This is a genomic window from Escherichia coli DSM 30083 = JCM 1649 = ATCC 11775 (assembly GCF_003697165.2).
Lineage (GTDB): Bacteria > Pseudomonadota > Gammaproteobacteria > Enterobacterales > Enterobacteriaceae > Escherichia > Escherichia coli.
In genome coordinates this window covers 1-15,668 of the sequence record NZ_CP033092.2, presented here as the reverse complement: position 1 = coordinate 15,668, position 15,668 = coordinate 1, and the positions used below count along the sequence as shown (strand labels likewise).

At 53.0% G+C, this 15,668-nt stretch carries 14 protein-coding genes; 2 read left to right on the top strand and 12 right to left on the bottom strand.

Features of this window, described 5'->3' with window-relative positions:
- Position 1 precedes the first annotated feature (1 nt).
- Positions 2–1,216 (bottom strand): DUF3748 domain-containing protein, encoded by a 1,215-nt coding sequence (yidR, locus tag EAS44_RS00870; RefSeq protein WP_001351208.1) that lies wholly within the window; start codon positions 1,214–1,216, stop codon positions 2–4.
- 100 nt (positions 1,217–1,316) lie between these two features.
- Between yidR and cbrA the strand changes: the two genes are divergently transcribed.
- The gene (gene cbrA, locus EAS44_RS00865; protein WP_001350839.1) at positions 1,317–2,417 is read left to right on the top strand and encodes a colicin M resistance lipid reductase CbrA; all 1,101 of its coding nucleotides are present in this window, start codon (positions 1,317–1,319) and stop codon (positions 2,415–2,417) included.
- Here the strand turns inward: cbrA and dgoT are convergent.
- The 5 genes from dgoT to dgoR all read right to left on the bottom strand — a co-directional run bounded on the left by dgoT (position 2,378) and on the right by dgoR (position 7,100).
- Positions 2,378–3,715, bottom strand: a complete 1,338-nt coding sequence (gene dgoT, locus EAS44_RS00860) for an MFS transporter (protein ID WP_000253469.1) — start codon at positions 3,713–3,715, stop codon at positions 2,378–2,380. The two genes, cbrA and dgoT, sit on opposite strands and share 40 nt — an antisense overlap.
- A 74-nt stretch (positions 3,716–3,789) precedes the next feature.
- On the bottom strand, positions 3,790–4,938 hold the full coding sequence (gene dgoD / locus EAS44_RS00855; RefSeq protein WP_000705012.1) for a galactonate dehydratase: 1,149 nt from the start codon (positions 4,936–4,938) through the stop codon (positions 3,790–3,792).
- Positions 4,935–5,552: a 2-dehydro-3-deoxy-6-phosphogalactonate aldolase gene (dgoA, locus tag EAS44_RS00850; RefSeq protein ID WP_001198717.1), complete on the bottom strand. Its 618-nt coding sequence runs from the start codon at positions 5,550–5,552 to the stop codon at positions 4,935–4,937. Before dgoA ends, dgoD begins: the two co-directional genes overlap by 4 nt.
- On the bottom strand, positions 5,536–6,414 hold the full coding sequence (dgoK, locus tag EAS44_RS00845) for a 2-dehydro-3-deoxygalactonokinase (RefSeq protein ID WP_000127056.1): 879 nt from the start codon (positions 6,412–6,414) through the stop codon (positions 5,536–5,538). Before dgoK ends, dgoA begins: the two co-directional genes overlap by 17 nt.
- Positions 6,411–7,100 (bottom strand): D-galactonate utilization transcriptional regulator DgoR, encoded by a 690-nt coding sequence (dgoR, locus tag EAS44_RS00840; RefSeq protein ID WP_000174305.1) that lies wholly within the window; start codon positions 7,098–7,100, stop codon positions 6,411–6,413. The genes dgoK and dgoR overlap by 4 nt, the downstream gene beginning before the upstream one ends.
- Positions 7,101–7,378: 278 nt before the next feature.
- Here dgoR and EAS44_RS00835 point away from each other — a divergent pair, with 278 nt between their 5' ends.
- Positions 7,379–8,035, top strand: coding sequence for a hypothetical protein (locus EAS44_RS00835; protein ID WP_001332264.1), 657 nt, complete (start codon positions 7,379–7,381; stop codon positions 8,033–8,035).
- Between the two features lie 43 nt (positions 8,036–8,078).
- Here the strand turns inward: EAS44_RS00835 and yidA are convergent, their stop codons facing one another.
- From yidA to dnaA, 6 genes are all read right to left on the bottom strand, one after another.
- Positions 8,079–8,891, bottom strand: coding sequence for a sugar-phosphatase (gene yidA, locus EAS44_RS00830; protein ID WP_000985549.1), 813 nt, complete (start codon positions 8,889–8,891; stop codon positions 8,079–8,081).
- A 114-nt stretch (positions 8,892–9,005) separates the two neighbouring features.
- The gene (yidB, locus tag EAS44_RS00825; RefSeq protein ID WP_001297997.1) at positions 9,006–9,404 is read right to left on the bottom strand and encodes a YidB family protein; all 399 of its coding nucleotides are present in this window, start codon (positions 9,402–9,404) and stop codon (positions 9,006–9,008) included.
- A gap of 239 nt (positions 9,405–9,643) precedes the next feature.
- Complete coding sequence (gene gyrB, locus EAS44_RS00820) at positions 9,644–12,058, bottom strand: DNA topoisomerase (ATP-hydrolyzing) subunit B (RefSeq protein ID WP_001298010.1); 2,415 nt, start codon at positions 12,056–12,058, stop codon at positions 9,644–9,646.
- 28 nt (positions 12,059–12,086) lie between these two features.
- Positions 12,087–13,160, bottom strand: a complete 1,074-nt coding sequence (gene recF / locus EAS44_RS00815) for a DNA replication/repair protein RecF (RefSeq protein ID WP_000060112.1) — start codon at positions 13,158–13,160, stop codon at positions 12,087–12,089.
- Entirely contained in the window at positions 13,160–14,260 is a 1,101-nt protein-coding gene (gene dnaN, locus EAS44_RS00810) for a DNA polymerase III subunit beta (RefSeq protein WP_000673464.1), read from the bottom strand. Before dnaN ends, recF begins: the two co-directional genes overlap by 1 nt.
- A 4-nt stretch (positions 14,261–14,264) precedes the next feature.
- Positions 14,265–15,668 carry a chromosomal replication initiator protein DnaA gene (gene dnaA / locus EAS44_RS00805; RefSeq protein WP_000059111.1) on the bottom strand — a complete coding sequence of 468 codons (1,404 nt, stop codon included), beginning with the start codon at positions 15,666–15,668 and terminating at the stop codon, positions 14,265–14,267.

Here is a 15,668-nt window from a genome sequence, read left to right as displayed (position 1 = left end):
GCTAGCGGTCAGTTTCGGTGATCCACAACTGACCGTCCTCCATCCACGCCAACCATTGACCATCCGGCGAGAAAACCACGGCGTCCGCAGAAGGTGGATTGGCGTGGTTTTCGGTTAAATACTCAACCTCGCCGCTTTGCGCATGGGCACAAGCAATCCGATTATCCAGCACAAATCCCAGCCATTCGCCTGATGGATGCCAGTTAAATGCAGACTGAATATCCGTTTTATTATGGGTTAACTGGCGTGGTTCACCGCCCTGTGGCGAGATAAGCCACAGTTGCACAATGCCGTTATCATCACGCATTAAAAACGCAATTTGTGTTCCTTGAGGATTACAACGCACCCAGTGGCGCGGAATGTTAACCAGGCCCGGGTAAATACGATGGTGCGTAAAGGTTAAACGTCGCTGCACGACACCACGCGGTGGCGCAGGCAGGGTTGTTTCCGTTCCACTTAACGGCACATCACCTGCCGCTTTCCAGCCAGCTTCATCTTTCGGCAACTCGACAATAAACAGCTCCGGCACTTTCTCGCCCTTTGGCGAAAGTGTGTCGCCAATAAACGCCAGCGCGTGATTTCCTACCCATCCTTCTTCATAAGCACGATTGATTTCATCACTGCCAGGCTGTGGCGTGGGCGTGGTTTTACTTACCAGCACGCACCAGTGGCTACCGCTGTATTCACGCGGATGCTGCTTTTGTACGTTGACCGGGCCAAACGGTGCAGCAACACCGACGTTTCGCAAATCCAGCGCCGGATCGAGTTCATGCATTACATGGTCGTTGTAGGTAAAGCTCACCCTTTCACCGTTCGGGCTAAAGACATGTACATGGCTGCCGCCACGTAGCGCTCCTGGCGTATATGGCGCGGTAATATCCATTGCATCGAGATTGCTCACCTTGCCGCTTTCAACAATCACTCCGCGCCGATGATGAAAGTCGTAATACCATGTTTCATCAGGATTTTCCGGGCCGTGGATGAAGACATACTTCTCTGACTTCGGATGAACGGTCACCACGCCGACGTATGCGCCCTGTGACGCGCGATAGATAACCTCGACCTCGCCGGTATGGATATTCACACGCTCAATGGTCTCGCCGGTAAACGACGCCCCAGAAGGCCGCACGTCAAACACCAGCCACTGGCTGTCGGGCGTCCAGGTATTGGTATTGGTGAGCAGGTGATTACGAGGAGCAAAGGTTATCTGTTTCATGGCGCGGTCCTGATACAAAACGGTTCCCGCCATAATACTTCACAAGGACTTCACTTTCAGACAATAGTCTTTTGCCATCGTGATGAATGTGAGTGAAAAGATGGAACATTTCGACGTGGCGATTATTGGCCTCGGCCCGGCAGGGTCGGCGTTGGCGCGAAAGTTAGCAGGCAAAATGCAGGTGATCGCGCTGGATAAAAAGCACCAGCATGGTACTGAAGGTTTCAGCAAACCTTGTGGCGGTCTGCTGGCACCGGACGCGCAGCGATCTTTTATTCGCGATGGATTGACGCTTCCTGTCGATGTCATCGCCAACCCGCAGATTTTCAGCGTCAAAACCGTCGACGTCGCCGCATCGCTCACGCGTAACTACCAGCGAAGCTATATCAATATTAATCGCCATGCTTTCGACTTGTGGATGAAATCGCTGATCCCCGCCAGCGTTGAGGTTTACCACGACAGCCTGTGTCGAAAAATCTGGCGTGAGGATGATAAATGGCATGTCATTTTTCGCGCAGACGGCTGGGAGCAGCATATTACCGCCCGCTATCTGGTCGGTGCCGATGGTGCCAACTCGATGGTGCGGCGACATCTCTACCCGGATCATCAGATTCGTAAATATGTCGCCATCCAGCAGTGGTTCGCAGAGAAACATCCGGTGCCGTTCTACTCCTGCATCTTTGATAATGCGATAACTGACTGTTACTCATGGAGTATCAGCAAAGACGGTTATTTTATCTTTGGCGGTGCCTATCCGATGAAAGACGGTCAGACGCGTTTCACGACGCTAAAAGAGAAAATGAGCGCCTTTCAGTTCCAGTTTGGTAAGGCGGTGAAAAGCGAAAAATGCACGGTGCTGTTTCCCTCACGCTGGCAGGATTTTGTCTGCGGCAAGGACAACGCCTTTCTGATTGGCGAAGCGGCGGGATTTATCAGCGCCAGCTCGCTGGAGGGGATTAGCTATGCGCTGGATAGCGCAGAGATTCTGCGTTCGGTATTACTGAAGCTGCCAGAGAAGCTCAATACCGCTTACTGGCGCGCCACTCGCAAACTGCGTTTAAAACTCTTCGGCAAGATAGTAAAAAGCCGATGCCTGACCGCACCGGCTTTAAGAAAGTGGATTATGCGCAGTGGAGTGGCGCATATTCCACAGTTGAAAGATTATCCAACGCGCTTCACATCGCCCACCAGCAGGATGTAAGAGAGCGCGCCAATCAACGCGACGGCGGAGATATAAACCAGTGCAGGCGCGAAACCGTAACCCTGCGCCAGGTACCCCACCACCAGCGGAACGGTGATGCCGCCCAGACCACCGGCAAAGTTAAACACACCGCCGGTTAAACCAATCAGGCGCATCGGTGCCAGAGAAGAGACCAGCGACCAGGTTATCGAAGCAAAACCGTTGCCGAAGAATGCCAGCGCCATCAGGCACATAATCATCATCGGATCGTTGGTGTAGTTCGCACCCATAATGCAGGTGGAGATCAGCAAGCCGCAGATAATCGGCGTTTTACGCGCAAAGCCCAGTGAAAAGCCCTTACGTACCAGCAGATCCGCGACCCAGCCAGAGAGCAGGACGCCAATAAACGCCGCGAGGAATGGCACCGTGGTCATAAAGCCTGCTTTCAGCGCTGTGATTCCTTTTTCCTGGGTTAAATAGTTCGGGAACCAGGTTAAGAAAAACCACAGTGTAGAAGCCACCGCAAATTGCCCAAGATAGACACCGATCAGTTTACGATGGAACACCAGTTTCCAGTCTTTGGCTGTTAACGGCTGACGCGCCTCTTTCTTCACCGGCGCATCGCCATCCACCAGACCGCCGCCATCACGAATGTAATCCAGTTCAGCTTTGCTGATGCCTTTGGTCAGACGCGGCGGCTGATAAACCTTAAACCAAATCAGCGACCAGATAATGCCGATACCACCGGTGACAATGAACACCCAGTGCCAGCTCAACATCTCCTGAATCCAGATCAGCAGCGGAGTCAGAAACGCCAGACCGACAAACTGACCAGACGTATAAAAACCAACGGCAGAAGCACGTTCATGTTCCGGGAACCAACTGGTTACCATCCGGTTATTGGTCGGGAACGCGGGCGCTTCGAAAATACCGGTTATCGCGCGCAGACCAATTAATGACATTAAGCCCGTGGCAAAGCCCTGGAATAACGTCGCCACTGACCAGCCAAATATCGCAATAAAATAAGTCACGCGTGAACCTACGCGATCTAAAAACCAACCACCGGGGATCTGACATAGCGTATAAAGCCAGGCGAAGGCCGAAAATACATAGCCCATTTGCGCTTTAGTAATACCAAACTCTTCCTGAATATGGGCAGAAGCCACGGCCAGGTTAGCGCGGTCAACATAACAAATGACCACCGTAATAAAGATCATCACCAGCGTCAGATAACGCCGACGCCCCGGCTTTGCTGCATTAACGGGAATATCCATAGCGAGCTTTCTCCAGATTTTGGGCATAGCGAAGCCGCTCACCATGCCCTGTAATTTACAGAGGGTTATATTTTTGTATTGCTGTTTTAGTGCCCGATGAGGGGCTTACGTGGCAGGAATTACCACTCTGCTACGCTGTTATCTTCATGACGCCAGAGCGGATTACGCCAGTCCGGGGCATTTTTACTGAACTCAATAACTTTAGCTTCGTCGATTTCCACGCCTAAGCCCGGTTTCGTTAATGGTTTAAAGAAACCGCCGACCATGCTGAAGTCCTCTTTGTTTTTCACAAAGTCGAGTAACTCCGCGCCTTTGTTGTAATGAATGCCCATACTTTGTTCCTGAAGGACGGCGTTATAGGAAACAAAGTCGATATGCAGGCAAGCCGCCAGTGCAATCGGTCCGAGCGGACAGTGCGGCGCAAGGGTCACGTCATAGGCTTCTGCCATTCCGGCAATTTTGTAGCATTCGGTAATACCGCCTGCGTGGGAGAGATCCGGTTGCAGAATCGAAATACCGCCTGCCTCCAGCACACGTTTAAAATCGAAGCGTGAGAACATGCGCTCACCCGCCGCCAGTGGAATATGCGTTTGTGCCGCCAGTTTCGGGTAGTATTCGGCCTGTTCCGCCAGCACCGGCTCTTCAATAAACAGCGGACGATACGGTTCCAGCTCTTTAATCAGCACTTTCGCCATCGGCGCGCTGACGCGACCATGGAAGTCCAGACCAAACTCAATCTGATTACCAAAGGCTTCACGAATTTGCGCCACGGTGTTGACTGCCGCATCTACCGCGCGGGAGTTATCAATTAGCCCCAGTTCTTCACAACCATTCAGTTTGAAGGTATCGAAGCCGATTTCGCGTAGCGTTTTAATGCCGTCGATAACATCCGCCGGACGATCGCCGCCGACCCAACTGTAGGCTTTAATTTTGTCGCGAACCAGGCCGCCCATCAGTTGCCAGACCGGCGCATTCAGCACTTTGCCTTTGATATCCCATAACGCCTGGTCGATCCCGGCGATGGCGCTCATCAGGATTGGACCGCCACGATAAAATCCGGCGCGATACATCACTTGCCATAAGTCGTTGATGCGTGACGGGTCCTGACCAATCAAATAGTCACTCAGCTCGTGGACTGCCGCTTCCACCGTGCGAGCGCGGCCTTCAATCACGGGCTCGCCCCAACCGACCACGCCTTCATCGGTTTCAATTTTCAGGAACATCCAGCGGGGAGGTAAACGATACGTGGTAATTTTGGTGATTTTCATTGCACTGCCTCTCGATACGCCTTAACAAATGCTGCTGCCTGCTGCGCAGTCCGTTCTACGGACTGCCCGGCGCGATAGAGATCGCTACCTAAGCCCGCTCCGGCACAGCCTGCATCTATCCACTGCGCCAGGTTTTCTGGCGTCACACCGCCAACGGCAAAGACCGCGATGTCCGGTGGTAATACCGCTTTTAATGCTTTGATGTATTGCGGACCAAAAGCCGATGACGGGAATATTTTCAGCGCCTGCGCGCCCGCTTCGAGCGCGGTAAAGGCTTCGGTCGCCGTCGCACAGCCGGGGCAGACGGTCATGCCGTAGCCCACCGCACGGCGGATCACTTCACTATGGATATTGGGCGTAACGATGAGCTGACAGCCCATTCTGGCGAGCGCATCGACCTGTTCAGGTTTCAGTACCGTACCTGCGCCAATCAACGCCTTATCGCCGTACGCATCAACGATGGCGGGAATGCTCTGCTCCCATTGTGGAGAATTCAGCGGGATTTCAACCGCGTCGAACCCGGCGTCAATCACCGCGCCAACATGTGCCAGTGCCTCGTCGGGCGTAATGCCGCGCAAAATGGCGATCAGCGGGAGTTTAGTTTGCCACTGCATGAGCGATGCTCCTTATACCAGCCTGAAATGCCGTGTCGCCTGCCACCGCCGTCACGTCGCAACCCATCGCCTGAAAGGCTTGCTGGTAGCGCACGGTCAGCGATGTTCCGGCGACAAGGGTGATGACTTGTTGATGGGTCACATAGTCGCGCATACTGGCGACCTCTGCGCCAATCAACAAACCAGAGAGAAATTCGCTGACCTGTTCGCGGGGAAGTGTTCCCAGCACATGCGAGGCGCGAACTTCAAAAAGCTGCGGCAATATGTCGGGAGCATTAAGGCCACGCTCAAGACCAGCCGCGAAAGCATCGGCAGCGTTTTCCTGCGGCGGCAAACCTGCGCCAATCAATGAGTGATTTAACAGTAAATGATGTAATTCACCGGTCATCACGGTGCGAAAATCGTTAATTTGCTGGCTATCGGCCTGCACCCATTTGCAATGCGTACCGGGCATGACATAAAGAGAGGAAGGAGCGAGAGTGCGCGCGCCGATCAATTGTGTTTCTTCGCCGCGCATCACATTGTGGTTATCGTCATGAGAGACGCATAATCCGGGAATAATCCAGATATTGTCGCCAGCAGATGTTAATTGTTCGCCAATAGACGAGAAACGGGCTGGAACGGATAAATATGGCGCAACTTTCCAGCCGACATTGCTGCCGACCATTCCTGCCATTACCACTGGCGTATTCTCTTCACGCCAGTCGGTCGTCACTTCTGCTAACACCGCAGCCGGAGATTTTCCGTTCAGGCGCGTGACGCCTGCTTCTGATTGCCTGCTGTCCAGGCAGTGGTCGCCCTGATAAAGCCAGGCGCGCAGATTGGTCGATCCCCAGTCAATTGCGATGTAGCGAGCTGTCATGTGATTTCCTTTAACCTTCGTGTCGAGCTGGCGATCATGGTAAGCGCCGCCTGCTCTGCCGCATCGCCGTCCTGATGCCTTATCGCATCGAACAGCGCCTTATGTTCCTGGAGCGTTTGCGGCATGTTGGCCTCATCGCCCATCCAGGTTCGTTCAAAAACCGCCCGCTGCAGCGAACTGATCGCAATGCTCAGTTGCTGTAACACCGGGTTATGCACCGACTGCAGCACCGCCTCGTGGTAGCGAATATCCGCTTCGTTAAACGCTTCGCGGTCCTGATTGTTAGCAATCATCTCGTTCAGCGCCGATTCAATCTGCGCCAGATCGCTGGAGGTCGCGCGTTCTGCTGCCCAACGGGCAATCGCCGGTTCCACCAGATTTCGCACTTCGCTCATTGCACTGATAAGCCGTGGGTCGTAGTCGTTTTCCAGCACCCATTGCAGTACGTCAGTGTCGAGGTAATTCCACTGGTTACGCGGAGCCACAAACGCCCCGCGATAACGTTTCATTTCAATCAGCCGCTTCGCCATCAGCGAACGAAATACCTCACGGATGATGTTGCGCGAGGTTGCAAACTCCTCACAGAGTTCTGCCTCAGCCGGAAGCGGCGAGCCTGGCACGTATTTGCCGTGAACGATCTGTTTACCCAGCGTAATAACGATGCGATCGGTTTTATTGAGAGTCATGGAGAGTCCTTGTGCTCTGTATGTTCTTCTCTACTTTACCCCGATCGATGCATAACGCGGCAATTTTGTAGTACCAGCGTGATGACGTTCGCGTTTGCTGTGCGCCTAATGTAGTACAAAGTTATATTATTGTACTACAATTTAGATCACAAAAAGAACAATCCATAAGAAAATGTTCTACGTCGGGCAAAAATCTGAAAAGGGAGATCAGGCGCTAAACAGGAGGGAAAGAAGAGTATGCTTTCAACGGCTTAGTACTCTTGTTTAAAGGATTAATCATGAAGTTGAATCTTAAGGGATTTTTCAAGGCTGCCAGTTTGTGTTCTTTGGCATTTGCGTTGACCGGATGTATCACCTGGGGATTGGTTTCCAATACTGCAAGCCGTCCACATGCCGAGCAATGGCGGTCAGACACGATTAAGGGTTTATCGCTGGCAGAAGATAGTAACGGTACGAAAGGCTATGTTTTTGTTGGTGAATCGTTGGACTATCTGTTGACCACCGGCGGCGATGAGGTGGTTAAAATGCTGAACGATCCGGCAATCCATGGTGAAAGAATCACCGTTTCTGATAACGCGAAATTTATTTTAAGCAGCAGTAATAAGAATTTCTCTGGTGCTATTACGCTCTATTACGACTGGAACAACGAAGAAGATAAGGCACTGGCAACACAATATGGTTTTATTTGTGATACCCGGCGTTGTACATGGATGCTGGACGGTTTGAAAGGCTCAATCCACCAGAAAAATAAAAAAGCGGATTACTCAAACGTGATGGTTTTCCATCAACCCTTTACGGTGGGATTTTATGAGTACAAAGCAACAGATGGCGTCCCGCACGGCCTCGTTAATGCGCTGCTGCCAGTCACTCTTACGCTGGATATAGTAACGTCACCACTCCAGTTCCTGATTTTATGCACGACCAGAAATTGTTAATCGCTGCGGGCAAACGCATTCATGCCGTTTGCCCGTTCACTGATTAATTCAGCACATACTTCTCAATAGCAAATGCCACGCCATCTTCAAGGTTAGATTTGGTGACAAAGTTCGCCACTTCTTTCACCGAAGGAATAGCGTTATCCATCGCCACACCGACGCCTGCATATTCAATCATTGCGATGTCGTTTTCCTGATCGCCAATCGCCATGATTTCTTCCGGTTTAATACCTAACACGTCGGCCAGTGATTTCACACCCGTACCTTTGTTAACGCGTTTATCGAGGATTTCGAGGAAGTACGGCGCACTTTTCAGCACGGTGTATTTTTCTTTCACTTCCTGCGGAATACGCGCAATGGCCTGGTCGAGGATGGCGGGTTCATCAATCATCATCACTTTCAGGAACTGGGTATTGGGGTCCATTTTCTCCGCTTCGCAGAACACCAGCGGAATGGTGGCAACGAAAGATTCATGCACCGTGTAGTAGCTGATATCACGATTGGCGGTGTACAGCGTGGTGCGGTCCAGCGCGTGGAAATGAGAACCGACTTCGCGAGAGAGTTTTTCCAGGAAACGGTAGTCGTCATAGCTGAGAGCGGTTTGCGCCACGGTGCTACCATCAGCGGCCTTCTGTACCAGCGCGCCGTTATAAGTAATGCAGTAGTCGCCCGGCTGTTCCATATGCAGCTCTTTCAGGTAATTGTGAACACCTGCATAAGGGCGACCCGTCGTTAGCACGACATTCACGCCACGGGCGCGAGCTGCGGCAATCGCATTTTTAACGGCAGGTGAAATGGTGTGATCGGGCAGCAGAAGGGTGCCATCCATATCGATAGCAATGAGTTTGATAGCCATGAGTTCCCCAGGTAGATTGGTTCCTGACCCATGCTAACGCGATTCCGCTCAAAAATCAGTACAACACCCGAGGGAAAAGGGGGATGCAACGCGCATTGCGTGCTCCCCTTTTGCTTAGCGGAAAAGTTTCCCTTTCAGCAGTTCCATGCCTGCGGAAAGCAGATCGTTATGGGCTTGTGGTGACACTTCACCTTGCGGTGAGAGCGCATCAATAATCTTCGGCAATTGTTCTGCCAGTAAACTGGAAGCTGTACTGGTATCCACGCCAAGTTTTTGCCCGAGATCGGACACCGCATTTGTGCCGAGCGCCGATTCCACTTGCTCGCCGCTAACTGATTGATTGCTCTGTTGATTACTCAGCCAGGTTGAGAGAATGGCCCCTAAGCCGCCACTTTGCAGTTTTTCCAACAGCACTTGAATGCCGCCCTGTTCCTCAACCCAGCTCAAAATGGCCTGATATTTCCCCGCATCGCCTTTCAGAAAGGCACCGACAACGTCATCAAAAAGCCCCATGATAATCACCTGTAAAGCGTTACGTGTTGACCCAAAAAGTATAGATCTGCGGGATGATAATTGCGGATTGCAGAAATAAAAAGGGCGGAGATGATCTCCGCCCTTTTCTTATAGCTTCTTGCCGGATGCGGCGTGAACGCCTTATCCGGCCTACAAAAACATGCAAATTCAATATATTGCAGGAGTCTCGTAGGCCTGATAAGCGTAGCGCATCAGGCACGCTCGCATTGTTAACGCCATTAAATATCGATATTCGCCGCTTTCAGAGCGTTCTCTTCAATAAACGCACGGCGCGGTTCAACGGCGTCGCCCATAAGCGTAGTGAACAACTGGTCGGCAGCAATCGCATCTTTAACGGTAACGCGCAGCATACGACGGCTTTCCGGGTCCATGGTGGTTTCCCACAGCTGTTCCGGGTTCATCTCGCCCAGACCTTTATAACGCTGGATGGAGAGGCCGCGACGGGACTCTTTCACCAGCCAGTCCAGCGCCTGCTCGAAGCTGGCTACCGGCTGACGACGTTCGCCACGTTCGATAAATGCATCTTCTTCCAGCAAGCCACGCAGTTTCTCACCCAGCGTGCAGATACGACGATATTCGCCGCCAGTGATAAATTCGTGATCCAGCGGATAGTCAGTATCCACACCGTGGGTACGCACGCGAACAATCGGCTCGAACAGGTTTTGTTCGGCATTGGTATGGACATCAAACTTCCACTGGCTGCCGTGCTGTTCTTTGTCGTTCAGTTCGCTGACCAGCGCGTTCACCCAGCGGGTAACGGTCTGCTCATCAGAGAGATCGGCTTCCGTCAGCGTCGGCTGATAGATAAGCTCTTTCAGCATTGCTTTCGGATAACGACGCTCCATGCGGTTGATCATTTTCTGCGTCGCGTTGTACTCAGACACCAGTTTCTCTAACGCTTCGCCAGCCAGCGCCGGTGCACTGGCGTTGGTGTGCAGCGTTGCGCCATCCAGCGCGATAGAGATCTGGTACTGATCCATCGCTTCGTCGTCTTTAATGTACTGTTCCTGCTTACCTTTCTTCACTTTGTACAGCGGCGGCTGAGCGATGTAGACGTGACCACGTTCAACGATTTCCGGCATCTGACGATAGAAGAAGGTCAACAGCAGCGTACGAATGTGCGAGCCGTCGACGTCCGCATCGGTCATGATGATGATGCTGTGATAACGCAGTTTGTCCGGGTTGTACTCGTCACGACCGATACCACAACCAAGCGCGGTGATAAGCGTCGCCACTTCCTGAGAAGAGAGCATCTTATCGAAGCGCGCTTTCTCGACGTTGAGGATTTTACCCTTCAGCGGCAGAATCGCCTGGTTCTTGCGGTTACGCCCCTGCTTCGCAGAGCCGCCCGCGGAGTCCCCTTCCACAAGGTACAGTTCGGAAAGCGCCGGATCGCGTTCCTGGCAGTCTGCCAGTTTGCCCGGCAGGCCAGCTAAGTCGAGCGCACCTTTACGGCGGGTCATTTCACGCGCGCGACGCGCAGCTTCACGGGCACGGGCAGCATCGATAATTTTGCCGACCACGATTTTCGCGTCGGTTGGGTTTTCCAGCAGGTATTCCGCCAGCAGTTCGTTCATCTGCTGTTCAACCGCCGATTTCACCTCAGAAGAAACCAGTTTGTCTTTGGTCTGTGAGGAGAATTTCGGGTCCGGCACTTTCACGGAAACGACCGCAATCAGGCCTTCACGCGCATCGTCACCGGTGGCGCTGACTTTGGCTTTTTTGCTGTAGCCTTCTTTGTCCATGTAGGCGTTCAGAGTACGGGTCATCGCCGCACGGAAACCTGCCAGGTGAGTACCGCCGTCACGCTGCGGAATGTTGTTGGTAAAGCAGTAGATGTTTTCCTGGAAGCCATCGTTCCACTGCAACGCCACTTCGACGCCAATACCGTCTTTTTCGGTGGAGAAGTAGAAGATATTCGGGTGGATCGGCGTTTTGTTCTTGTTCAGATATTCAACGAACGCCTTGATGCCGCCTTCATAGTGGAAGTGGTCTTCTTTGCCGTCGCGCTTGTCGCGCAGACGAATGGAAACGCCGGAGTTGAGGAACGACAACTCACGCAGACGTTTCGCCAGAATGTCATATTCGAACTCGGTCACATTGGTGAAGGTTTCAAGGCTTGGCCAGAAACGCACCATAGTGCCGGTTTTTTCAGTCTCGCCGGTAACCGCCAGCGGGGCCTGCGGTACACCGTGTTCGTAGATCTGACGGTGAATTTTACCCTCGCGCTGGATAACCAGCTCCAGTTTTTGCGACAGGGCGTTTACTACCGAAACACCAACGCCGTGCAGACCGCCGGACACTTTATAGGAGTTATCGTCAAATTTACCGCCTGCGTGCAGAACGGTCATGATCACTTCCGCCGCCGATACGCCCTCTTCCGGGTGAATACCGGTCGGAATGCCGCGCCCATCATCCTGTACGGAGACAGAGTTATCGGCGTGAATGGTGACGATAATTTCTTTACAGTGACCCGCGAGCGCTTCGTCGATAGCGTTATCTACCACCTCGAATACCATGTGGTGCAGACCGGTGCCGTCATCCGTGTCGCCGATATACATACCCGGGCGCTTACGCACCGCATCCAGCCCTTTCAGGACTTTGATACTGGAGGAGTCATAAGAATTCGACATCAACGTTTCTCGCTCATTTATACTTGGGTTAATCCGTTATTTTACCCTTTTCCACGGTAAACATCTTCGAATTTTCGTCCGACATGTCTATAACGTGTTCAGCACTGATCGCGCTGACAAAGACCTGTGATTGCGTCGCTTTTAAGCGGCTGGCAAGCAGCCCGCGACGCTCATCATCAAGCTCAGAGGCAAAATCATCTATCAGGTAGAGACACCGCCGCCCGCTTTCACGGGTGAGGAACTCTCCTTGCGCCAGACGTAAGGCGCACATCAGCAGCTTAAGCTGCCCACGCGATAAGGTATCTTCCACCGGCGCACCGTCGGCGCGAATGCGTAAGTCCGCTTTATGCGGGCCATGCGCGGTGTAGGTTAGCTGGCGATCGCGTTCAAAATTACGTTCCAGCACCTCAGCATATTCTGTCTCTTTCTCCCAGCCGCGCTGGAAAGAGAAAGTCAGAGAAAACTCAGGGAGAAATTGCTTACAGGTATCGGCCATATCAGCCGCGATACCGGCGCTATACTCCGCGCGCCAGGTGCTGATTTGCTCCGCCAGCGGGATCAGTTCTTTATCCCACGGGCGTAGCTGTTCGTAACGAGTCACCTGGCGCAGCGCCGCATTGCGCTGCTTGAGCAATCGCTTGAGATTGCTCCAGGCGGTGAAAAATCCGGGTTCGTTGTGAAAGCATCCCCAGTCGAGGAATGCTCTTCTGTATTTGGGGCCGCCGTTGAGTAAAGTAAACCCTTCTGGCGTTATCAGCTGCATTGGCATCAGGTGCGCCAGCTCCGCGACTTTATGCCCGTCTGTACCGTCAATACGGACTTTGCTGTCGCCTTGTTTGTCTTTGGTTAAACCAATCGCCGTCTCGCGCTCTTCGCCCTGTAATCGCCCGTGGAGAACAAACGCCTCCTGCTCGTGGCGAATGACGCGACCAATCTGCAAACTGCGAAACGCCCGACCGTGGCCGAGCGTATAGATGGCTTCCAGCACGCTGGTTTTGCCACTGCCGTTGGCACCTACCAGAAAGTTAAAGCCGGGAGATAAGGCGAGATCCGCGGTTTCAATGTTGCGGAAATCGCGGATCAACAAGCGGGTGAGGGACATTACAGTCTCATTGGCATGACAACATAAGCCGCGCTCTGGCTGGCCGCATCTTCAATCTGCACGCTGGAAACCGAATCGGTCAGCATCATGCGGACGTTTTCGCATTTCAGTGCGTTGAGAACATCCAGCACATAGCTGACGTTGAAGCCGATTTCCATCTCCGCACCGCTATAGGTAACGTCGAGGATCTCTTCCGCTTCTTCCTGTTCTGGGTTGTTGGCGGTGATTTTCAGCTGGTTTTCGCTGACATACAGACGCACGCCGCGGAATTTCTCGTTAGAGAGAATTGCCGCACGAGCAAACGCCTGCTTGAGCAGATCACAGCCAGCTTCCAGATGTTTGTCCGGGTTCTTCGGCAGAACGCGACGGTAATCCGGGAAGCGACCATCCACCAGTTTCGAGGTGAAAATAAAGTCGCCAACGTGGGCGCGAATGTTGTTGCTGCCAATCTGCACGCGCAGCGGATTGTCGCCGCCGTCGAGCATACGCATCAGTTCAATCACGCCTTTACGCGGCACGATCACCGAATGGCTTGGCAAAGATTGACCAATTGGCATTGAACAGACTGCCAGACGGTGGCCGTCGGTCGCCACGGTGCGCAGTTCTTCACCTTCGGTTTCAAACAGCATACCGTTTAAGTAATAGCGAACGTCCTGATGCGCCATAGAAAACTGGGTCGCTTCAATCAGACGCTTCATCGTCGCCTGCGGCAGGGTAAATTCGACTTCGCTCTGCCAGTCATCGAGGTTCGGGAAATCTGCCGCTGGCAGGGTAGACAGCGAAAAACGGCTACGCCCGGAGCGCACCAGCATCCGCTCACCTTCCAGCTGCACGGCAATTTCCGCGCCTTCAGGCAGACCACGGCAGATATCAAAGAATTTGCGCGCCGGAACGGTCGTCGCCCCTGGTTCGTGCGGCTGAACCAGCGCAACGCGTGCCACCATTTCCATCTCGAGATCAGTACCGGTCAGCGACAACGTACCGTCAGCAACCTGTAACAGCAGATTACCGAGAATCGGTAGCGTAGGACGACCACCTAACGGACCGCTCACCTGTTGTAGCGGTTTTAATAAATGCTCACGTTCTACGGTAAATTTCATAGGTTTACGATGACAATGTTCTGATTAAATTAGAAAAATCTTCTTTGATATCGTGGCTCTCTTCACGCAACTGCTCGATCTTCCGGCAGGCATGAAGCACCGTCGTGTGGTCACGACCACCAAAGGCATCGCCAATCTCCGGAAGACTGTGGTTAGTCAGCTCTTTCGCCAGCGCCATCGCCATCTGGCGCGGACGGGCCACCGAGCGGGATCGACGCTTGGAAAGGAGATCCGCGACTTTGATCTTGTAGTACTCCGCCACCGTCTTCTGAATATTGTCGATGGTGACCAGTTTTTCCTGCAATGCCAGCAAGTCACGCAGCGCCTCACGCACGAAGTCGATGGTGATCGCCCGTCCGGTAAAGTTGGCGTTGGCAATGACGCGGTTCAGCGCGCCTTCCAACTCACGTACGTTAGATCGTAGACGCTTGGCGATAAAGAACGCCACTTCGCCCGGCAAACGAATGTCGTTTTCGTCGGCCTTTTTCATCAGGATCGCCACGCGGGTTTCCAGCTCTGGCGGTTCGATCGCCACAGTCAGTCCCCAGCCGAAGCGGGATTTCAAACGATCCTCAACGCCGTTGATCTCTTTCGGATAGCGATCGGAGGTGAGAATGATCTGTTGATTACCTTCCAGCAGGGCGTTGAAGGTGTGGAAAAACTCTTCCTGAGATCGTTCTTTATTAGCAAAAAACTGAATATCGTCGATCAGCAGTGCATCTACGGAACGGTAGTAGCGTTTAAACTCTTCGATCGCGTTGTTTTGCAGGGCTTTAACCATGTCCTGAACAAAGCGCTCGGAGTGCATATAAACCACTTTGGCATTCGGCTTGCGCGCCATAATGCCGTTACCCACCGCATGCAGCAGGTGAGTTTTACCCAAACCCGTGCCGCCATAAAGGAACAACGGGTTATAAGCACCGCCAGGGTTATCTGCCACCTGGCGAGCCGCCGCGCGCGCCAGTTGGTTAGATTTACCTTCAACGAAGTTATCAAACGTGTGTTTGACGTTTACGTTAGAACGATAGGTCGGTTCTGCCGGAGCCGGGACGTTATCCCAACCCGAGCGCGTAGAAGGCGCAGCACGTTGCGGCTGCGTTTGCGCCACCTGTGCAGGGGCCGCGACGTTGCTCGTCACTGCCGCTTGTGGCGTTTGCGTCACCGGTTTGGTGCCGACTTCAAAACGCAGCTGTGGGGCATCCGCTCCGCAGAAACTGGTTAGCAGTCCATTGATATTATTAAGGTACTTGTCCCGTACCCAATCGAGGACAAAACGGTTTGGCGCGTACAGGGCCAGCGTGTTATCGCTCAGTTCCGCCTGCAATGGGCGTATCCACATACTGAATTCTGTGGCTGGTAACTCATCCTGCAATCGGGCAAGACACTGCTGCCAAAGCGAAAGTGACAC